Origin of the sequence: Microscilla marina ATCC 23134, from assembly GCF_000169175.1 — a bacterium.
Taxonomy (GTDB): Bacteria; Bacteroidota; Bacteroidia; order Cytophagales; family Microscillaceae; genus Microscilla; species Microscilla marina.
The window spans coordinates 105584-126443 of the sequence record NZ_AAWS01000008.1; the positions used below are offsets into that span (position 1 = coordinate 105584).

The 20860-nt window shown below is 40.9% G+C and carries 17 protein-coding genes; 10 read left to right on the plus strand and 7 right to left on the minus strand.

The features are described 5' to 3' along the window. Positions 1-30 precede the first annotated feature (30 nt). Positions 31-897 (plus strand): DMT family transporter, encoded by an 867-nt coding sequence (locus tag M23134_RS08830; protein ID WP_002695587.1) that lies wholly within the window; start codon positions 31-33, stop codon positions 895-897. Positions 898-1687: 790 nt separating this feature from the next. Here M23134_RS08830 and M23134_RS08835 read toward each other — a convergent pair. The 3 genes from M23134_RS08835 to M23134_RS08845 form a co-directional block, all read right to left on the minus strand. Then, the gene (locus tag M23134_RS08835) at positions 1688-2272 is read right to left on the minus strand and encodes a YcjF family protein (protein WP_002695595.1); all 585 of its coding nucleotides are present in this window, start codon (positions 2270-2272) and stop codon (positions 1688-1690) included. Positions 2273-2476: 204 nt separating this feature from the next. After that, a complete protein-coding gene (locus M23134_RS08840) occupies positions 2477-3166 on the minus strand; it encodes an anti-sigma factor (protein WP_002695597.1) in 690 nt (229 codons plus the stop codon). A 68-nt stretch (positions 3167-3234) separates the two neighbouring features. Further along, complete coding sequence (locus M23134_RS08845) at positions 3235-3816, minus strand: RNA polymerase sigma factor (protein ID WP_002695599.1); 582 nt, start codon at positions 3814-3816, stop codon at positions 3235-3237. Positions 3817-4111: 295 nt separating this feature from the next. Between M23134_RS08845 and M23134_RS08855 the strand changes: the two genes are divergently transcribed. After that, on the plus strand, positions 4112-4543 hold the full coding sequence (locus M23134_RS08855; protein WP_157558401.1) for a hypothetical protein: 432 nt from the start codon (positions 4112-4114) through the stop codon (positions 4541-4543). Between the two features lie 71 nt (positions 4544-4614). On the opposite strand, the gene M23134_RS08860 is transcribed toward M23134_RS08855, so the two are convergent. Next, the gene (locus M23134_RS08860; RefSeq protein ID WP_002695604.1) at positions 4615-5523 is read right to left on the minus strand and encodes an SH3 domain-containing protein; all 909 of its coding nucleotides are present in this window, start codon (positions 5521-5523) and stop codon (positions 4615-4617) included. 416 nt (positions 5524-5939) lie between these two features. Here M23134_RS08860 and M23134_RS08865 point away from each other — a divergent pair, with 416 nt between their 5' ends. Next, complete coding sequence (locus tag M23134_RS08865) at positions 5940-8009, plus strand: TonB-dependent receptor family protein (RefSeq protein ID WP_002695605.1); 2070 nt, start codon at positions 5940-5942, stop codon at positions 8007-8009. 12 nt (positions 8010-8021) lie between these two features. Here M23134_RS08865 and M23134_RS08870 read toward each other — a convergent pair whose 3' ends face one another. After that, positions 8022-8897: an alpha/beta fold hydrolase gene (locus M23134_RS08870; RefSeq protein ID WP_002695607.1), complete on the minus strand. Its 876-nt coding sequence runs from the start codon at positions 8895-8897 to the stop codon at positions 8022-8024. 209 nt (positions 8898-9106) lie between these two features. Next, complete coding sequence (locus M23134_RS08875) at positions 9107-10225, minus strand: MFS transporter (protein ID WP_002695608.1); 1119 nt, start codon at positions 10223-10225, stop codon at positions 9107-9109. Between the two features lie 872 nt (positions 10226-11097). Between M23134_RS08875 and M23134_RS08880 the strand changes: the two genes are divergently transcribed. From M23134_RS08880 to M23134_RS08910, 7 genes are all read left to right on the plus strand, one after another. After that, complete coding sequence (locus M23134_RS08880) at positions 11098-12033, plus strand: carbon-nitrogen hydrolase family protein (protein ID WP_002695609.1); 936 nt, start codon at positions 11098-11100, stop codon at positions 12031-12033. 456 nt (positions 12034-12489) lie between these two features. Beyond that, the gene (gene lipA / locus M23134_RS08885; protein WP_002695611.1) at positions 12490-13386 is read left to right on the plus strand and encodes a lipoyl synthase; all 897 of its coding nucleotides are present in this window, start codon (positions 12490-12492) and stop codon (positions 13384-13386) included. A 122-nt stretch (positions 13387-13508) separates the two neighbouring features. After that, positions 13509-14213, plus strand: a complete 705-nt coding sequence (gene lipB / locus M23134_RS08890; protein ID WP_002695612.1) for a lipoyl(octanoyl) transferase LipB — start codon at positions 13509-13511, stop codon at positions 14211-14213. A gap of 66 nt (positions 14214-14279) precedes the next feature. Next, positions 14280-14702: an SWIM zinc finger family protein gene (locus M23134_RS08895; protein ID WP_002695613.1), complete on the plus strand. Its 423-nt coding sequence runs from the start codon at positions 14280-14282 to the stop codon at positions 14700-14702. Positions 14703-15098: 396 nt separating this feature from the next. Beyond that, positions 15099-17222 (plus strand): PAS domain-containing protein, encoded by a 2124-nt coding sequence (locus M23134_RS08900; protein ID WP_198144996.1) that lies wholly within the window; start codon positions 15099-15101, stop codon positions 17220-17222. Positions 17223-17262: 40 nt separating this feature from the next. Further along, positions 17263-19542: a SpoIIE family protein phosphatase gene (locus M23134_RS08905; protein ID WP_002695615.1), complete on the plus strand. Its 2280-nt coding sequence runs from the start codon at positions 17263-17265 to the stop codon at positions 19540-19542. 174 nt (positions 19543-19716) lie between these two features. Then, positions 19717-20172, plus strand: coding sequence for a hypothetical protein (locus M23134_RS08910; RefSeq protein WP_157558402.1), 456 nt, complete (start codon positions 19717-19719; stop codon positions 20170-20172). 158 nt (positions 20173-20330) lie between these two features. Here M23134_RS08910 and M23134_RS08915 read toward each other — a convergent pair whose 3' ends face one another. Next, complete coding sequence (locus M23134_RS08915) at positions 20331-20726, minus strand: hypothetical protein (RefSeq protein WP_002695618.1); 396 nt, start codon at positions 20724-20726, stop codon at positions 20331-20333. Positions 20727-20860 lie beyond the last annotated feature (134 nt).

Genomic DNA, 20860 nt, shown 5'->3' on the forward strand with positions numbered 1-20860 from the left:
CACGAATATGGTCTATTGTTTATCTCCCTTATGAAACAAACCAAACATTTAATAGAACTTAACATTGCACTGGTGTTTTTGAGCACTTCTGGGGTATTGGGCAAACTAGTCACTACTACTCCTGCCTACACTATTTTTTGGCGTTGTGTCATTGCAGCGCTTGCCTTGGCAGGATATGTTCACTTTCAGAAACTCTGGCAAAAGCCTAAAGCCAAAGAAACCCGTTTTTGGCTTATCAGTGGGGCTTTTTTTGGGCTACACATGATTTTTTATTTTTATGCCATTGGGGTGTCTACTGTAGCCATTGCCTTTATATCTTTGTTTACTTATCCCATCATTACTACCTTGATAGAGCCACTGTTTTTTAAGCAAAAGTTTGACTGGTTTAACTTGATAAGCGCAGTGCTGATCGCGGTGGGCATTGTCATTATGACTCCAGAGTTTAGCCTAAAAAACAACACTACACTAGGCGTTTTATTAGGAGTTATTGCAGCGGCTATGCTTGCTCTGCGCAACCTCATGAGCAAGCGCTACATGCAAGAGCGCAATGTGTCGGGATCGGTGGTTATGTTGTACCAACTCATCGTATCGGTGGTGGTACTCTTGCCCGCCCTGGCAGGTAATTATGGGCAAAATAGCTGGCAAAATATGGGCTATATCGCATTGTTAGGGGTAGCTACTACTGCTGTAGGGCATACGGTATTTATTAGCAAAATTCGTTATTTCAAAGCCAGCACCCAAAGTATTATTGCAGGAGTTCAACCCATTTATGGCATTGTGTGGGCGGTTTTGCTCATTGGCGAAAAGCTGCCTTTGCGTACGGTCATTGGGGGGAGTATCATTATTTTTACAGTATGCCTAGAGAGCCTCAAACAAGTACGCAAAGGCAGGAACTGATCCAGTGGGTACTAAATTCCTGCGTATATCTTTGGCTTTTTTCACGCAACTATCGCTTAAGTAGGAAAACCCAATTCAGTACTTGACTAACTGGTCTTTCGCAATACGTATTTTTGTTTTTAAGCGAAAAAATATAGTGTAGAACTAAGGTTGCGTCAGCTGGATTCAGCCTTAGTTTATTGACGTTAAGAATCCTAAATTCTTTGTATGCCTACATCTAAAAGCCACCACCAAGCTTGTCTCCTCCTCTTGGTCTTAAGCGCAGCTGACCAAGAGAGCGGGTAACGATAGCGAAGAACGTGCATTGTGTTGGTCTTGCTAAAAGCCTTCTAACTAACAAGTTAAGCTATTGAAAATGAGTGTGATGTGAATTTGTTAATTGCCTGTGAACCGAATCTACAGCTTGCTGTGATGAGCTCAAAGGAGTTAAACAAGGTGTACCTAGTACCTCAACCTCTAAGTAAATGCACTATTTATTTTGGATGAGATTTGTTCTCTGACGAACTTCAAAAATTGAGCATAGCCATAGCTACGCGATATTTTTTAAGTAAAGTCAGGGTGCGAATATCGCCGAAATAATGTATCAGGTATTTAGAGGTTGAGGTACTAGAACCTTGCATCTAGTCGCTAGAACCTTGTCGGGGCTTAAGACCACTACAAGTGAGTTTGTATGGGTTTTTAATCAAGTGTTAATGAATTAATTACCATAAAAAAAGCCCCAGTACTGGGGCTTGTATATTGTATATATCACAAGGTGGTGGCAGGTTGCCAATGGCTTGCCGCTACTTATTTAGTTCACCTTGCTCAGTAGTTCTTCTTTTTTACTGTTAAATTCATCGTCGGTTAACACGCCTGCATCTTTGAGCTTTTTGAGTTTGTCAAGCTTTTTAAATACCTCTGCCTGGTTGCTGGACTTACCCTCTTTGTGAAGCGTTACTGCATACTCTTTTCCTTTTTCAAACTCCTCTTCGTATTTCTTTTTGCCTTCTTCTACATCAATATCCTCTAAGCCTTGCCCCATTTCAAAGTAGTTGAGGAAAACCTTGCCAATGCCATAGGTAGAAGCCCCCGAAAGTATGACCATAGATACTCCACCAATGGCAGAGCCAATAATAGGAATACCCTTGATGGCGCTTGCCGCAAAACGAGCCAGCACACTACCCGAAATGGCAGTTACTATACTTTTGCCTTGGCTTTCGTTATAAGGCACATCATAGTTTGCGCATAGTTGTTTGAGCATGTCTATCTGAATCATAGTAACTGCAGCAATGTCCAGAATAGGAACAGGTACTGCTCCGGCACCCATTGCCCACAATACGTGATTGTTGATTACTTGATTAGCAAGTTTTGTAAGGTTTTTCTTTTCTTCACTCATGAGGTAAAATCTATAATGTGATTTTTTATATTTAGTTATATTTTGCAATATACGCTTTTTCCTGGTCAATAGTTGGTAGTCTGTAAGAGTGTGTCCATTGCCCTTATAACTTTGGCAATTTGCAACCGTTTTAGGTCAGGTTTTCAAACTCTCCAAATCAAGTTCAGCGCTGTACCTGGTTTTGCCCTATTGTTCGTTTAATAGCTACTTCACTACATAAAACCTTCCAAAGTTAACAGTTTCTTCGCCTTTGATGTTGAGTCGCCAGTAATAAAACCCTGGGGGAAGTGATGTTTTAAAAACCGCCTTATTTTTGGGTAAATCCCAACGTTTGGGCTGGCTTTGGGTAGCCTTGGTAAACACTTCTAACTCAAGTTTTTGCCCTTTTAAGGAGGCATTGTTCCAGCTAAATACTACTTCTTGCCCTGCCTTGAGTAAAGTATCTATAGCAGGCAGGTTTTTTTGAGGCGCTGCTATACCTCGCTGCTGAGCCATTTGTGTATCAAGCACGGGCAGGCGTTGGCTGGCGTATCGCTTTTTTTGCTGTTGCAGTACTTGAGCGTATCGTTGCTGGTTTTGCCACCAGTTTTTCGAACGGTTCAGTTGCCAAACAACCCACACCCCCGTTACTATCAATACAATTGCTACTACTGCATATTGCCAGGTACTGCTTACCTGCTTGGTTTGACTGGCTTGTTTGGTAGCCCATACATTTTCTAATTGAGCTTTGATGCCCCCTTTGCCAAATACCTCGCCAACGAGCCTTAAGTTTTGGTAAAACTCCAGGTCTTGTTGCAGGCTGGCATTCGTAGTGAGCTCTTCTTCAAATGCTTTTTTTTCCGCCCCTTCCAGCTTGCCGTCTAAATAGGCTAAAATTCTTGTAATATCATCCATTTTTAAAAGCTTTGTGCTGTAAATATATCGTTAGCAAGTAATTATTAGTGATTTAGCAGAGGAAGTACTTAGTTTTGTAAGTCAGGAAATTTGTAATGTTTTGCAAAAGCTTTTCTAAAATAGGGCAAACATACTTTGCTGCGCCTTACCCTGATATAAGCTTCACTTAACTGGGTTTTTTCGGCAATTTCACGGTCTCTTTTCCTTTCCAAAAAAAACATTCGAATGATGTCAATACAATGCTTCAGCCCCTTTTGTTTTGCCATATCTTTGAATACATCCTGTACAATTTCATTAAAAGTATTCAGTCTTTCGTACTCGTTCTCTTCAGGCACTAGATTGTTATCTTTAATTTCAGTTTTTTTCATTTTTTCGTTCAGCTTTTTGAACCCCTTGCGTTTGATAATGCCATAAATATACCCACCTAGATCTTCCATTACCTTGCCTTTGGCCAAATTTATAAACAACACAATGACTGTTTCTTGCCAAATATCCTTGGCATCTTCTTTCAAAGTAGCAGATGGGTATTTAATAGAGCGTAAAAATGCTTCTGTTTTGGGGTAATATAGTTCGTAAGCCTCTTCCCAGGCGTCCTGATCTTTTCTTTTTAGTTTTTCAATAAACCTCTCATAATTCTCTTCCTGCGGCATAAATCAATAGTTGAATAATAAAAAAATTAAAGTATTACCAAAAAAAACGCCTCAAACCTATAACATTTTTCCTCTTCTGGTAACGACTATTTACAAATAAGTGATCTGGAAAAAATAAGATGTTCCAATTCAAGAAAATATATTGTTCTCAGACGATTCAAAAAAAACAGTGCATAGCCGAAGCTATGAAACTTTTTTTTGAGAAGAATGAGGGTAATAGATACACTTTAATGGCTCAAATTATTTATGAAAGATCACTAAGATTATTTTTCGCACATTATTCAATACAGGCTTTATGAATCCATCTAAACCAACGAATATCCCTGTTTTAATCATTGATCAAAATCAGCATAAAATCTGTCTGCAACAAAAAAGCACTCGGGTAGAAGTGAGAATGAGCCCGTTGTGCAAGGCGCTCTATTTTTTGTTCCTAAAACATCCTCAGGGAATCACCTTGTATGACTTACATACTTATGAAAAAGACTTAATGCTTATTTATAAACGGATTAGCCGTAGAAACGACTTTGAAGCAATGAAAAAAAGCATTCATAACCTGGTAGACCGCAGCGAAAACTCTTTTCACGAGAAGTGCGCCAGAATCAAGGCTACATTTAAAAAAGTAGTCCCACTTGAGCTAGTAGACCTGTATTATATTAAAGGTGAACGAGGTGGGGAAAAAAAAATACATTTGCCCAATACGCAGATTATTTACACCCAGTGCACCTAAAGAAAACCCGGAAAAAGAAGTCTATCAATGGGCTTCTTTTTCCGGGTTCCATATAGCTTGCTTCACATTTACTAAGTCATGATAGGCATTAGAAATACGTTAAATACGTACCCCACTTTGCCCTTATATTTTACTTGAATCCAAGTACCCGTATGCTCGCCGATTGTCACCGTTTTAGACCTGTCTAAAGTAGCGCAATCGTTTACCAACTCTAGCATTGCACCCTCAGGCGCCAACGTTACCTGCTTGCCGTCTTTAGAGGGTTTATCCCTTAATGTTACTCCCGACGGAGTGGCTACCTCCATCTCAAGCGGACGCGATGAGCCTGCATACATTCGCACAAATGCATTGACTACATACCCCTCCTTGCCTTGGTACTTTACCTTGATCCATCGCCCTATCATTCCACCTATGCATTTGGGTTTTTGTTGTATGTCTATATTTTCTACTACCTCTAGTTTGGCATCATAGGGTGCTATTATTACCTCTTCTGACCCAACATCGGGCTTACTACGCAGTCTTATCCCAGAGGGAGCCGCCACATAAGCCTCTTTTTCGTTGGCAGGGCGGGTAAACTTACTTAAGTCTATCTCCTTCTTTTTAGATTTTTGCTCTGCTTCTTGCGAGCCTTCGCTTTCGTTTTCTTGTCCTTTGAGCTTTAAAAAGGCACTAAACACATACCCCTCATCCCCTTTCGCTTTTATTTTGTACCAATTGCCTTTTTTGCCTTCTATGGTTTCGGCAGGGCCATTTTTGTCCAATATTTCAACCTCACTTTTATCGTCTAATAAGGCTACTTGTTTGCTGTCGCTATTGGGTTTGGCTCTTAGGGTAAGCCCCGAAGGAGCGTTGACCTTAGCGGTAAGTTTGTTTACATCATTGTTTACACTGTCCGTACTTTGTCCTTTTTGACTGCCGCCACAGGCTGTCATCAACAGCAGGGCAAACGCCATAAAAATGAAATGATAGGTATATTTCATACAATTTATGTTTAAGTTTACTCTACCCAGCTTTTAACTTCGTTGAGCTCAGCACAGTAAAACTGTAGCTTCGGTTTTTTAAAAGTACCTTCCTCGCCTCGGTTGTGTGTCTTCACCAATTGATAAATCCCGCCATTCGGGGGCGATCGAAACCCTAAAATAAGCCGTTTTTTAAGCTTGTGGGTGAGGTGATTTGTGAAGACACAAATCAGGGCGAAAAATAGTAGGGTAGAGTAGTTTAAGTTAATAACTTAATAATAATAAAAATTAAGGGGTTTTTCTCAATGCAAAGAGATATATCTCAAGAAACTTTACTTGGAAATAAAAGTTTCCAAATGTTGCGGTTCCTCATCCGAATTCTTTATTTTTTTACCCCTACATTTGCCCCCTCAGTTGTATCATCCAAACAAAAATTTATGTCAAAAAAAACGCGGTTTCGTTTTTTCGTTCTTTGCTTTTTATCCGTATCATTCACAACCTCGTTTGGCTTTGCGCAAACACCTGCCGATACCTCGCTTACCAAGCTGTTAGATAGTGTAATAGTAACTGCATCGCGTATGGCAGGCCTGGAACAACAAGTACCCTATGCTTTAACAGTTTCTGATGCGTTTTATATGCAAACCGGGCAACGTCAATTATCTATCAACGAAGCATTACAAAACATTCCGGGGTTGGTGGCGCTCAATCCCGACAATTTTGCCCAGGACTTGCGGGTGTCTATCCGGGGTTTTGGGGCAAGGGCAGCGTTTGGTATCCGAGGCATCAAGATCATGGTAGATGGTTTGCCCGAATCTACTCCCGACGGGCAGGCTCAAGTAGATAACCTCGACTTGGGGGCTTTTCAGCAAATGGAGGTTATCAGGGGGGCAAGCTCCAGTCTCTATGGCAATGCCGCAGGAGGTGTGATCAGCTTTAGCAGTGAAGCATTGCCGTCCAAGCCTTATGTTGAGCTAGGGCTTACTACCGGGTCTTTTGGTTTACAACGTTCCCAGTTAAAAACCGGCTGGCAACAAGGCAAGCTGGGCGGTTTTTTGCACGTAGCCCATACCCAAACCAATGGCTATCGGTCGCAAAGTGCCATGCAAAGCACTTTACTATACAATCGTTTAGAGTGGAAACTAAACACTCATACCCATCTAAAACTCATTTATAATTATGTGTTTTCGCCCAAGGCAGACGATCCTGGTGCACTTACCCGCCCAGAGGCCGATAACCAACGCAGGGCAGCCCGTGACAGAAACGTGATGTTTGCTACCGGAGAGGCAGTAGAACAAGGAAAAGTGGGAGCGATACTGACCCATCAGTTCAGTCCTCGTCAGCGTTTGCAACTCAAGGGTTTTTTCTTAGACCGTAGCTTTTCTAACCGCCTTCCTTTTGAAAACGGAGGCATTGTTCAGCTCCGGCGGGCTTATGCTGGCGGTGGTGCCACTTATTATTACCAAAACCAACCAAATAACTATAGAATCAAGGCAGGCATAGACATTGAAAACCAGCGAGATAACCGACAACGCTACCAAAACCTACAAGGCACCAGAGGGGCGCAAACCCTGTATCAAATAGAAGGCTTTGCCACTACAGGTCTGTTTGTATTACAAGATATTGAGTTAAGCCCTGTATTTAAAGTTAATTTAGGAACCCGGTATGATGTTATCAAGGTGAGCGCAATCGACCGTTTTTTAAGCAATGGCGATGCTTCGGGTAATCAATCATTTCGGGTGTTTAACCCCAGCTTGGGTGTGGTGTACAGCTTTGCCCCGTTTGCCCATATATACGCCAATTTGTCTACAAGTTTTGAGACACCTGCCTTGAGCGAACTATCTGCCAATCCTCAGGCTACAGGTGGTTTTAATCCTGAGCTCACCCCACAAAAAGCGATCAGTTATGAATTGGGAGTTAAGGGTTTAGCACACAAAAAGCTAAACTATACAGCTGCTTTGTTTTACATTCAGGTACAAAACGAACTACTTCCTTTTGAACTGGCCGCTTTTCCTCAGCGTATTTTTTACAACAACGCGGGCGCTTCTACCCGCCAAGGCATAGAAACCAGCCTAAAATACCAGTTTGTGCCTGGTGTTTTGCTGGAAGGCAGTTACACTTTTTCTCGGTTTGTTTTTGATTCGTTTGTAGCCGATGGTCAAAACTATGCAGGTAAAGTGTTGCCAGGAATTCCCCAACACATGGGCCACCTGGGGGCACGGTATATATACCCCAATGGGAGTTATATAGCAGTGAGTGCCCGGTTCAATGGGCGTATATTTGCCAACAATGACAACAGCGTAGTTGACCCTGGTTATCAGTTGGTGAACCTAAGGGCAGGCTGGAAAAAGTCATGGAAAAACTGGGCAATTGAGCCTTTTGCCGGGGTAAATAACTTATTGAACATGAGGTATACAAGTAACCTGAGAATCAATGCTTTTGGCAAACGTTTTTATGAACCAGGTGCTACGATTAATTTTTACGGAGGTGTGCGGGTGAGATTTTTTTAGTGTACCAGCAAGTCAGCCCTCAATCTCTGCTAAAAAATCATTCAAAGCCTGGGCTACTTCTTCTGGCAGTTCTTCGTGTACAAAATGCCCCGCATCGAACTCTTTGACTGTAATATGCTCAAAACAATCGTCGATGTGCTCCAGAAAAGAAGGAATAATGACAGAGTCGCGTTTGCCATAAACATATAAAGAAGGCATCGTAAACTTATGTTCCTCATAAGTTGCCCAGCGTTTTTTGTCTTTGGGCAAGGTGCGGTAGTAGTAGGCACTGGTAGTAGGTGTATCCGGTATTTTAAAAGCACGCAAATATTCTTCTATAGCCTCTTCAGGGAAAAGCCTTTGCTTTGACATACGCAAAAAATAACGCAACCATACTTCTTCGTTACCCTCAATGAGGCGTTCGGGGAGGTTTTCTTGTTGGTAAAGCAGATGGTACCAATTAGGCAGGTTGTCGTTTTGTAGGTGTGCTTCTCTTGCTTTGAGGTTTCCTTTGAGGTTATTAATTAATAAAATATTCATTAAAACCATTGCTTGCACCCGTTTTGGCTGACTGATGGCCATTTCTTGCACTATAGCTCCACCCCAGTCGTGCCCTACCAAAACTACTTGATTGACCTCCAGTTTATCGAGGATACGCCATATATCGGCAGCCATTTCATTTTTCAGGTAAGCCGGACGTGCCAAGCTACGGTCGCTATTGCCCAACCCGCGCAAATCGGGGCGGATCAAGCGGTGGTTTTTAGGTAAATAATCCAGCATGGCTTCCCAGCAATAAGAAGTTTCAGGCCAACCGTGCAATAGCACCACTACAAGTCCATCTTGTTCGTTGTCTCGGACACTAAAAGCTCCATGACCTGTCTTTACTTCTTTGATAATTGTTTTTGACATAACCTTATAATACCTCTTTAGCTTCAAAAGTGTGTGTTAGTAAGTAGTGCTCACTCGCGCATCATATGCTAATTGTATTGTATTTGTGACCGCAAAAATTTAGATCAAGCTCGAAAAACACTACTTTCAGCTAATTGATTAGTTTGTAATTAAGTATAAGGAAAAATAGGAAAATAAACCTGTTTCAACAAGTTTATAACAGGGATAATCTATATAAATTTACCCGCTTGTAATGCTTCTACTACGCTACTTGCCAATTGTACCCCACTAAAAAACAATCCAATGCCCAGTACTTTTTGGCGAGACGAAAGGTTGACAAAAGCCAATGGAAGAAATGTAACTGACATAAGGGCATAAAAAACAGGATACAAGATAAAACAAACCAGTGCTGGGGTACCCGAAAATACTGATATGCCTAGTAGCATGACTGCACAACCTACTACACCAATCCAAGCAGCTTTGACCACCGAAAAACGTTGTGCCCATAAGCTCAATGGATAACAAAGTAAGGCAGAAAAGGCAATTAAAATAGAAGTAAAATAAGAGCTTTTAAAACCAGTAGACTTTAAGAAAGGTAACTTTGCGGCGGTTAAATTAGGAAAAAGCTCAAAGAAGTACATGGTGGCGAGCCCCATAAACAAACCTAATAATAACACTACTCCAAAACGCGATGGAGTTTGAGGCTTATCAGTATTTTGATCGTTACCAGTGAGAGGTTTAAAGCTCCGCACCGTACGTTGCAGCCATAAACCAGCACCAAACACCATTAAACCACCTGCGGCAAAGGTAAGAGGAGCACCAAAAAAAGTAATCAGGTCTATGATAGAAGGCTCAATAGAGGCCGCCATGTCAGTGATTACCGCAAAAATAGCCATAATCTGGGGCAGTTTTTCCCTAGGCACAAACATATCCAGGGTAGATATAGCCGGGCTATGAAACACGTTCATAAACACCAACCATAGTACAATCATAAGTGGGAAAAGCATACGTATAATACCACCAGGGTTGGCCCATACAGTAACTGCTACTACCATAAAAACCATAGAGACAAAGTTGATTCCTATGCCTACCACTGGTATGGGGCGACTGTCTTTGAGGCGTGCTTTGTCAGCAAACCAACCAGCAATAGGTGGGGTTACAAACAAAATAAGTCCTTGTACAATGGCGAGTTCAAATACGTACTGGCTAAACCTAAACTGAGTAAGTAGTTCTGGTTGGTACTTGTTGTAGGCGACCCAACTAATGACAATTGCCAGGTTGAGGGCGATCAGACTCCACACTTGTTTCCATTGGATATTTTGCGATTGTAAATTGGATGTATTACTCATAAAATAAATGGTAAATGTTTATTTGACAATGAGGGTATCTATATACCCTGTCAGGGTTTGTATTTCTTTATATACTCTACATTACTGAAGAGTAGGTGCTTATTAATTTTGGTGGAGCTGTAACTTTTCCCTTAGCGGAACAATGACACCTACGCAAAAAAAAAGTAGTTGGATTTTTATAGTTTATCAATAACCTGGCAAATTGTGACAAAAAGGAGGTTAAATGTTTTTGTTTTTACTTTTTTTCCATCTTTGGCGTAAAGGTGCAAGCTTCAAGCGACAAGTCCTTAGATGCCCACATAACCTCCATTATACAAACCCTTCACAGACAATCAGTAAACCTGTAAAATACTGAAGGTGAGTAGTTTGTGGGTTTGTTGATTAGAAGCCAAGAACTATTCTCAAGGTTATTTCATTGTTAACTAAATAAAATATGGATTCTTTAGCCACGCCAAAACGTTTGGGATAAGCTTGTTATAACACACTGGGGACTAAAAACACATTGATTAACTGACCTTTCGCAGTACGTATTTTTGTTTTTAAGCAAAAAAATACAGTTTAGGACTAAGGTTGCGTCAGCTGGATTCAGCCTTAGTTTGTTGCCGTTAAGAATCTGTGAAACGAAGCCGTAAAAACAGATCACTGTTTGAGCGAAGCGAGTTTGAGCTGTTTCGGCGTAGTGCAACAGATTTAGGCGAAACAAACTACAGCTGCGGGTTTTTTGATTACTTTTTTACCTGTAGAAAAAAGTAATGGCTCACAGATACTCGAATCATTGCTTTTTATGAGCATATTTTGCTGAGTGGTATTTTTTCACAGAGAACAAATTTTTGACCTGCGAAAGGTCAGTGATTAACCAACATATTTATAGAATGAAAATAAAAGTAGGCATTATTCAGCACAGCTCGGTGCATCAAAACCTGGCAGCAAGTGTAGAAAAACTCACCACATTACTAGAGCAAGCTGCCCGGCAAGACCTTCAGATGGTAGTAGTAGGCGAAGGATGGCTTTCTGGCTATCCGGTATGGTTTGATTATGTACCCGAAGCAGCCCTTTGGGATCATTTACCTACCAAAAAACTATATGCCCGCTTTCGCGAAAATAGTGTATTGATCGACGGGGCAGAGATGGAGCATATTTGTGCGCTGGCAAAAAAGCATCAGCTAGTGCTGAGTCTTGGAATGAACGAGCGTGTAGAAAAAGGTTTAGGGGTTGGATCGGTGTACAACAGCCTGGTGTTGATAGATGCCAACGGAGCCATTGTAAACCACCACCGCAAACTAGTGCCTACCTTTACCGAAAAGCTAGTGCATGCCCACGGTGATGCTGCCGGGCTCAAAGCCGAAGATACCAAAGTAGGCAAGGTAGGAGGCTTAATTTGTTGGGAGCATTGGATGCCGCTCAATCGTCAGGCATTGCACAACGACGCCGAGCAAATTCATGTGGCAATGTGGCCCAACGTACATGAAATGCATCAGGTGGCAAGCCGACAATATGCCTTTGAGGGGCGTTGTTTTGTATTGGCAGCCGGACAAATGCTCAAAGCTAAAGATTTGCCCGAAGAGCTTACCTTGCCCGAAAACCTTGCGGCCAACCCTGAACAATATATTTTGCGGGGAGGAAGCTGTATCATAGCTCCCGATGGCAGGTACATTGTTCCGCCTGTGTTCGACAAAGAGGAGATCGTGACTGCCGAAATAGACTTGCAGGAAATGTATTACGAAAAAATGACTTTGGACACCTCAGGGCATTATTACCGCCCCGATATCTTTAGTTTTTCTGTCAATAAAAAACGCTCAGGTTTTTAATGAACCTTTGACCAGTTTTTGCCTGAATTTAGCCTACGGGCACTTGCCAAATTTTATTTGGAATATTTTTTTATATTTGTAAAACCAGAACCTGCAAATGGTTGTTAGTTTGGCAATAATGCCATTCCTTTACAGTAACAATAGTATGTTTAAATTTTGTCATTGGAGTTAAAAATTATTTTTCAGCCCATTAGTGATCTGGAAAAAATAAGATGTGCCAATTTAAGAAAATATATTGTTCTCAGACAATTCAAAAAAAACGGTGCATAGCCAAAGGTATGAGGCTTTTTTTTTGAGAAGAATGAGGGCAATAGATACACTTTAATGGCTCAAATTATTTATGAAAGATCACTTACACAATGTTTAAATGTATTTATAAGTATTAAAAACACAAACAGGGCATTGAAAAACGATGCGGTTGTTGAACCAATGCCTGACACTAATAGATGAGAAGATATGAAAGAAACCCAAAATAAAACGACCTTAAAAGCACCCATTAAGGACAAGCAAACCAAATTGGGTAAACCCAAATGGTTGAAACTTCAAATACCTACAGGCAAAGAGTATTTAAAAGTAGACAAAATTGTAGAAGATCATGGTTTGCATACAATATGTCGCAGCGGTAAGTGCCCTAATATTGGCGAATGTTGGGGGAGTGGTACTGCTACACTAATGATTTTGGGTGATGTATGTACCCGTGCGTGTACTTTTTGTTCGGTAAAAACCGGACGACCTGATACAGTAGACTGGAAAGAACCCATGCGGGTAGCAAAATCGGTGCAGTTGATGGGGCTTAAGCACGCAGTGATTACATCGGTAGACCGTGATGATTTGAAAGACGGGGGGGCTTCGGTATGGCAAGCGACCATTCAGGCGATCAAAAAACTCAACCCGGAAACCACCATGGAGGTATTGATTCCTGATTTTAAGGGCAAGCCCGAAAACATTCAATTAGTAATAGACGCAAAACCCGAAGTGATTTCGCACAACATGGAAACTGTTCGCCGTCTTACCCGCGAAGTACGCCGCAACTCTAACTACGACCGAAGCCTTTCGGTACTTAAGTTTGTAGCAGAGGCAGGCATTCGTGCCAAGTCGGGGGTGATGGTAGGCCTGGGTGAAACCGAAGAAGAAGTACTGGAAACAATGGACGATTTGCGCGCCAACGGGGTAGAAGTACTTACCATTGGGCAGTATTTGCAACCTACCAAAGACCACCGCAAAGTATATGAATACATTAAGCCCGAAGTATTTGAACGTTACCGTGTGGCAGGACTTGAGAAGGGTTTCAGGCATGTAGAGAGCGGACCAATGGTGCGAAGCTCATACCACGCTGAAAAACATGTGCACTAAAATTACGCCTAATTTAAGGGGGGTAATTGACTTATTATCAATGGTTTACTATTACTTAAACCATATATCACAAGGCGAGGGATGCAAATCTCTCGCTTTTTTTGACTTTTGAATTTTAACCCATGGATAAAAAAACTGCTACATCACCTACCATTGTTTTTCAAGATTTAGGGCTTATAGATTATAAAGAGGCCTGGGACTATCAGAAAACGGTATTTGAACAGTTGGTGACATATAAAAAAAATGCCAAAGATCACCCTAAACAAAGCTTAGTATCACCGGATAACTACCTGTTGTTTTGTGAGCACCCTCATGTATATACATTAGGAAAAAGCGGCAAGCCCGAAAACCTATTGGTGTCAAAAGCTCAGCTACAAAGCAAAGGCGCTGCTTTTTACCAGATAGATCGGGGAGGAGACATTACCTATCATGGACCAGGGCAGTTGGTGGGTTACCCTATATTAGACCTTGAGCGCCTTGGCTTGGGCATTAGGCAATATGTGCACTTAATCGAGGAGGCTATTATTCAATCATTGCAGTATTTTGGCATAGCTGCTGCCCGGCTAGAGGGCGCCCCCGGAATATGGGTGGAACAAAGCAGGAAAATATGTGCGTTGGGAGTGCGCGCCAGCCGAGGCATTACTATGCATGGTTTTGCCTTGAATGTAAATACTAACCTTGATTTTTTTGGATTTATACACCCTTGTGGCTTCGTTGATAAAGGGGTTACTTCTATAGAAAAAGAGCTTGGAAAGCCACTGGAAATGACTCAACTAAAAGCCATAGTAAAGCAAAATTTGGTAAATCTATTTGGAATAGAAACATAATCACGTATTTTCGTACATAACACTGTATTTATAAAGGAATTAGCACCATACACAAAAGACAAAAATATGTTACCATTCCCAAATTTTGAACAAGTAATAGACACCAAAGTAGCCTCTAGTGGACATCGTTATTATGCTTACGGACACATTACAAATATTCGCCTAAAAGAGTTTAGAGAGTGGACAGCCAAAGTAAAAGGTTCACAGTCTTATGATGTAGAGATAAAAATTGGTAATGGTTATGTAGAGCATTTCAAGTGTGATTGCTCTGATGGTTGCTTGGGTGAAGTCTGCAAGCATGTAGTGGCTGTGTTGTATCATATCAAAGAAGATCGCTTGCAAACCGAAGAAGATTTTATTGAGCTGAGCAATGAGGTAAATGGAATGTTGGCGGGTTTGTCGAAAGAAGATTTGAAAGCCTTTATGGTGGAGTTTGCCACACAAAACAAGAAGTTTCGGGAGCGACTTATGCTAGAGTTTGGTCAGTGAAGCATGCTTGATTAATGCGTTGAATAATGAAACTTTTGCCTGAAGCACTATTTCAGGCATTTTGTTTGTGCTTGCTTGTATAAATAAAAAAACGTGTCCTTTAACTTTGTACTTGAAGCAAAACCCTTTGATATGCTGATAACCAATATATTAGCTAAATATATCAGTCGCTGCAAGTGTATGCTTTGCCAACGTTTTGCCACCCTTGCAAAACAATATATTACAGCGTCTAATGTTCTGATAAGCACTGTATTGATTACACACACTGAGTAAGTATACCTAATCTGGTAAAAGTAAAATCGCCTGATTTTTTTATTAAAAGAAAATTCCTCTGTTTTAATGGTAGTTTGGGACTATTTTAGAGGGGGAAAGCTTGTTGACTATAAGAATGAATTTATGAAAAATATTGAGAACACCAATCATTTGAAAAACACCTTTGCAAAAACAGAAGATCAAACATTACAAGACAGACTATGGCTAGATGCTACCCTTCAGTCATTTGACGAGATACTACGGGGTAGCTATGACAAATCTATAGAAGATTTTGCTGATGCAGTATTGTATCATTTTGCTAAAATCACTCAGGCTTTACGCGGTACTTTTTTTACTGCTAATATTGACAAAGAGTTGCTTGTGGCTACAGGAGGTTATGCCTGTAGGCCAGAACATTTGCCCAAAAAAGAATTTTATTGGGGGGAAGGTTTGGTAGGGCAAGCCGTAAAAACCCAGGAAACCCTTTACATGAACAATTTGCCCCCTGTCAGCATTACCGTTGATTCATCGCTGGGGCAAGTGCCTGCCGTGGCTTTGCTTATTGTTCCCCTAATTTTTAACGAAGAGGCTTATGGAGCCATCGAACTGGTATTTGTTGAAGACCTTCCCGACAAATTTATATTACTTTCTGAGCGATTGAGCAAAAATATAGCGTCTATGTTGGGGAGTATTCAGAGCAACATCAGAACCAAACATTTGTTAGAAGTATCGCAAGAGCAGGCCACTCATTTGGCAGCTCAAGAAGAGGAGCTACGCCAGAACATGGAAGAAATGACTGCTACCCAGGAGCACCTCGAAAAGCAAGTACAGGAAACCAACGCCATGAAGCAAGAATTGCTGGTACGTGACCAGTTATTGAACAAAATTGCTTTAGTGTCAGAAACCGACCTCAACGGAACCATTACTTACGCCAACGAAAAATTTTCTAAAGTATCTAAATACAGTATCGAGGAGCTGTTGGGTAGTCCTCATAATATTGTGCGCCACCCTGAGGTATCGCCAGCGGTGTTCAGAAAAATGTGGGATACTATTCAAAGTGGAAAAATATTTAAAGGGAAGTTTAAAAATCAGGCAAAAGATGGTACCACTTATTGGGTAGATGCCAGTGTGGCTCCAGTGCTCAACGATGAAGGCGTGCCGGTGCGTTTTCTTGCCATTAGGTTTGATATCACTGATGAAATGGAGAAAAGGGCAGAGGTGCAACACTTGCTGGAGCAGTCTCAACAGCAACAGTCTGACCTGGTAACTTCAGAAGAAGAGCTGAGGCAAAACATGGAAGAACTCACTGCTGTACAAACCAACCTTGAGCAACAAATGCGTGCCACCGAACGGGTAAAAGCAGAACTAGAGGCAAGGGTAAACCTACTCAATAAAGCAGCCCTGATGTCTGAAGCAGACTTATACGGCACGATTACCTACGCCAACGAGAAATTTTGTGAAATATCTGGGTATACCCTTGACGAGTTATTGGGTAAACCCCATAATATTATCCGCCATCCTGATACACCCAAAGAAGTTTTCAAAGAAATGTGGGCAACCATTAAAGATGGGAGGGTGTTTCACGCCAAGTACAAAAATCGAACAAAAGACAACGATGAGTATTGGGTAGACGCTACTATAGCTCCAGTGCTGGATGCTCAAGGCAATCTGATTAAATATATTGCGATTCGTTTTGATATTACCGAAGAGATGGAGCGACGCAATAAAGTGCAGCACTTGCTTGAACAGTCGCAACAACAGCAGTCTGACTTGGTAAACTCAGAAGAAGAGTTACGACAAAATATGGAAGAGCTGCAGGCCATACAAGCTAATCTTGAAGGGCAAATGGAGGAAAATCAAGAGGTAAAAGCAGCGCTTGAGGCACGCGACAATTTACTAAATAAAGCGGCTTTAGTGTCAGAAGCAGATTTGTATGGAACGATTACTTATGCTAATGAAAAATTTTGCAAAGTCGCGCAATACTCTTTGGAAGAACTAGTGGGCAAACCCCATAACATTGTACGCCACCCCGATACCCCCCAAGATATGTTCAGAAACATGTGGGCAACCATTCAACGTGGCAAAGTATTCAATGCAAAATATAAAAACCAGGCAAGAGATGGCAGTACATACTGGGTAGATGCGACTATTGCCCCGGTGCTGGATAAAAACGGAAATCCGGTGCGTTATATTGCCATTAGGTTTGATATTACCGAAGAAATGGAAGCCAGAGAAAAATTGATGAAACAAATACCACATAACGAATAAAATAGTAGTGATGAAGAATCGTGCTTTTTTAAACACCACTATGAAAGTAAATAGAAACAATGGGGGTAAAAATGAATACTCAGACCAGGATATTGAGGCTTTAAGGGAAGAATTAAAACAACTGCGGCTATTTAAAAAAGCCCAGGAAGCAAAAGAAAAACTTGCACAGCATCTTACAGAAATAAAAGGTTTGCTTACTCGTAAGCCAGGGCAAACAGTGGAAGCCTGGGCAGATGGTTGGATGGCTAAACTGGTACCCAGAATACAAGGAGTGCAAGCTGCTATGTACATAGTGACAGATAACAATACCAATCACTTAGAGTATGTCAGCGGTTTTGCTATTAGTGCCCGTTCACGTCAGACCTTGGCAAGCAGTCAAAATGCATTATTGCAGCAGGTGGTTAAAACTAAAGAACCTTATGAAGTGCCATTGCTTGCAAATCCTCCAGTGTTACAAGCCGCTGCACATATTCAGCTAGTGCCCAAAACTTTGTTAATACACCCTTTTACCTATCAGAATGAGGTTCTGGGGGTGGTGGAAGTGTATTTGCTCGAAGCGTTGACCGAACAACAACGCGCATTGATAGCCGATTTGCAAGATTCTGTAGCTTTGTCTCTGAAGATGTATCGTGATAAAACCAGTTTGAAGGCGAGCCTACATGAGATGCAGCAAACCAAAGACCGGCATCAAAATATTTTGGACAATACCCAACAAGCCCTCGCCTTACTCGATCAGCAAGGGCAGGTTTTGGATGCCAACAAAGCTTTTTTTCAATTATTGGACTATTCAAGCAAGCCCGAAATACTGCCCAGTTTTTTTAAGCATTTGGCAGACGAAGCAGATCATAAACACTTGCAGTTGGTCATCAACAAACTGATGCAAACCGAACACAATAGCCAGATTACTTTGCTGAGGTTGGCAAGCGACTATGGAGGCAGAGTGAAATATAAGTTTCATTTTACCAAAATAGCAGTGCCTCACCAAAGTGACTCTATTTTGGTACAATTGCTTGGGTACAGCATCATCAACAAAAAACACCAACACACCGAGTTGTCGTTTGAGGTATTGAATGATGCCATGCAAGAAGTGTTTATTTTTGATATGCACAGTTTGGAGGTGTTATATGCCAATAAAAGTGCGTTAACAAACATTGAGTTTAGTTTGAAGGGACTCAAGGGGAAACGCTTTGATGAACTTCTGCCCCAGTTTAACCAAGACGCCTTAGTAGAAATTATCAAGGTTTTGAGCCAATCTAACAAAGAATTCATTCAGTTTGAAGTCCAGTTGCGTCGGCAAGACCAATCGCTGTATGCTTCCAACCTCCGCCTGATTATTACCTCCTATAGAACAAAACCAGTAGTGGTGGCAATGGTGCAAGACATTTCGCGAAGAAAAGAGCTGGAGCGAGACTTATTGTTGCAAGGCGATAAGATTGCCAAAGAGCTTACCCGGAAGGTAAACGAAAAAGAGAAAAAGCTGGAGTGGGAAAAAGCCCGTACTCAGGAGATCAACCAACAGATTATTCAGCAAAATAAAATAATTGCTGATAAGCGAAAAAACATGCTCGATAGTCTTCAGTATGCCAAAATGATTCAGGAAAGCATTTTGCCTTCAGAAGCAACCATGCGCAAACACGTCATAGAATCTTTTGTGTATTACAAGGCCAAGGATGTAGTAAGCGGAGATTTTTATTGGGTGCACGAAAAGCAAGGCAAGGTGTTTTTGGTAGCTGCCGATTGTACTGGACATGGAGTGCCAGGAGCCTTATTGACAATGTTGGGGAGTAATTTGCTAAAAGAAGTAGTGAAAACATCTGATACTGATGACCCTGCCGATATTCTGGAACAACTAGACAAGGTTATGAGTGAAAGTCTGCAGCACGAAGAGGTTGAAAACCGCGATGGCATGGACGTGGCCTTGTGTGTAATTGATAAGCAAAAGCAACGCGTATCGTTTGCAGGAGCCAAAAACCCTTTGATTTATATCAAAAACAACGAAGTGCAAAAGATCAGAGGCAGCATTAGAAGCATAGGTTCCTGGGCACACAACCTTCCCCCTTTTGTTACCCACCATATTGCTATAGATCAACCCTCTACTTTTTATATTTTTTCGGATGGCTACCAAGACCAGTTTGGGGGCGAAGCAGACAAAAAGTTTATGGTAAGTCAACTAAAGTCACTTTTCAAACAGATTCACCTGAAGCCTATGGCGGAGCAAAAACAGTTTGTAACTGATACAATGGATGCCTGGATAGGCAGGAGAAGCCAGACCGATGACATGCTGGTAATGGGGTTTAAGCTAAGCAGTGATATAGCTTAATGTGTATTTTGTAGACTTGCCAATGATTACATAAAACTATACTGTGCTAAAAAAATAGGGCTAATGGGCTGATTACTATATCGTTTGTATATATTTGCGCCTAATTCAATGTTGATGGGCAAACCCATTATTCCAGAAGTGATGGTTTGCAGCCCGAATAAATTTAATAATGGTATGATTGAATGTAAACCTAAAGGAAAAGCCATTGTATCGCTCGGTTTGTTTGCCGTGATATGTTATGCTGCCAGTTTATTGTTGTTTTCGGTAGCCGCCAAAACTACTTTTATTTATGTAGTCATTGTGTTGCTCACTGTATTGGGGCTGATCATAAACTTACGTATGTTTATGACCTACAAGGTGATTACGGTAGGCAAAGGTAAACTATTTGTAAAACAACCTTACCTCTTTCGCACTAAAACCTATGAGCTGATCAACCTTAAGTTAGTCAATGAAGAAAAAATAAAAACATTCAATGATGAGTATAAAGAACTTCTGCTGGAGTTTGATAATGGTAAGCTAAAACTCAACAAGCAAGAATATACAGACTATGAAAGGTTTAAGTCTTATATAGACAAAAACAAGCCTGGGAAGAAGAAGAATAAAGGAAAGAGTAAAAAGAGTTTGGGGTAAAAAACAAATTGGACAAATTGAAGTGCATAATAACTGATTGTGTGAAAATTAAGGATAAAAAATATGTGATAAAGTAAGTTAAAGATAAGAAAAATCTAATAAAAAGTGAGTTTTTTCAAAAAAAAGTACATAGACCTATTTAAAGCATTATTATAATTTTATGCCCAATTCTTAAATTCAACAATTAAACTTTCAGGCAAAGTTTGAGTTCCTTCCCAATAGATGCGCACGTGATTTTTGCTGAATTCTTCTGATCTTGCCGAATAAATAATCTTCATTTCATTGGGACACTCCCGATTAAGTGTAGCAAATATATCGTAAGTAATTTCCCAGTATCCTCCTCGGCAGTTGTTGCCCGATGTATAATACTCTTGTGTATTTTCAAGGTAGTTTTGGAGGTTTTGAAGGGCTTTTACAAATATTTTGTAGGATTTTTGGAGAGATTTGCGGGTAAACTTTTCTTCGTTGTTGAGCAGTTGAATGATTTGGTCATATTTTATCAGTTGCTCATTGTGCAAATAGTGTGTGGCTAAATCTTCAAAATTAAAGTTCATAGGACCGTGATAAATGATATGTAGAGTATTAAGTGGTTGATTTCAATATAATGATAACCCTAAGTTACAAAATAAGTTGATAAGTAGCCGACTGACTAATGTAAGAATTGTATAAATATACATATTTGGCAGGC

Coding starts and splice junctions, on each gene's coding strand:
- M23134_RS08830 (WP_002695587.1), top strand. CDS start 31: ATGAAACAAACCAAACATTTAATAGAACTTAACATTGCACTGGTGTTT.
- M23134_RS08835 (WP_002695595.1), bottom strand. CDS start 2,272: ATGAGTGAAGAAAAGAAAAACCTTACAAAACTTGCTAATCAAGTAATC.
- M23134_RS08840 (WP_002695597.1), bottom strand. CDS start 3,166: ATGGATGATATTACAAGAATTTTAGCCTATTTAGACGGCAAGCTGGAA.
- M23134_RS08845 (WP_002695599.1), bottom strand. CDS start 3,816: ATGCCGCAGGAAGAGAATTATGAGAGGTTTATTGAAAAACTAAAAAGA.
- M23134_RS08855 (WP_157558401.1), top strand. CDS start 4,112: ATGAATCCATCTAAACCAACGAATATCCCTGTTTTAATCATTGATCAA.
- M23134_RS08860 (WP_002695604.1), bottom strand. CDS start 5,523: ATGAAATATACCTATCATTTCATTTTTATGGCGTTTGCCCTGCTGTTG.
- M23134_RS08865 (WP_002695605.1), top strand. CDS start 5,940: ATGTCAAAAAAAACGCGGTTTCGTTTTTTCGTTCTTTGCTTTTTATCC.
- M23134_RS08870 (WP_002695607.1), bottom strand. CDS start 8,897: ATGTCAAAAACAATTATCAAAGAAGTAAAGACAGGTCATGGAGCTTTT.
- M23134_RS08875 (WP_002695608.1), bottom strand. CDS start 10,225: ATGAGTAATACATCCAATTTACAATCGCAAAATATCCAATGGAAACAA.
- M23134_RS08880 (WP_002695609.1), top strand. CDS start 11,098: ATGAAAATAAAAGTAGGCATTATTCAGCACAGCTCGGTGCATCAAAAC.
- lipA (WP_002695611.1), top strand. CDS start 12,490: ATGAAAGAAACCCAAAATAAAACGACCTTAAAAGCACCCATTAAGGAC.
- lipB (WP_002695612.1), top strand. CDS start 13,509: ATGGATAAAAAAACTGCTACATCACCTACCATTGTTTTTCAAGATTTA.
- M23134_RS08895 (WP_002695613.1), top strand. CDS start 14,280: ATGTTACCATTCCCAAATTTTGAACAAGTAATAGACACCAAAGTAGCC.
- M23134_RS08900 (WP_198144996.1), top strand. CDS start 15,099: ATGAAAAATATTGAGAACACCAATCATTTGAAAAACACCTTTGCAAAA.
- M23134_RS08905 (WP_002695615.1), top strand. CDS start 17,263: ATGAAAGTAAATAGAAACAATGGGGGTAAAAATGAATACTCAGACCAG.
- M23134_RS08910 (WP_157558402.1), top strand. CDS start 19,717: ATGATTGAATGTAAACCTAAAGGAAAAGCCATTGTATCGCTCGGTTTG.
- M23134_RS08915 (WP_002695618.1), bottom strand. CDS start 20,726: ATGAACTTTAATTTTGAAGATTTAGCCACACACTATTTGCACAATGAG.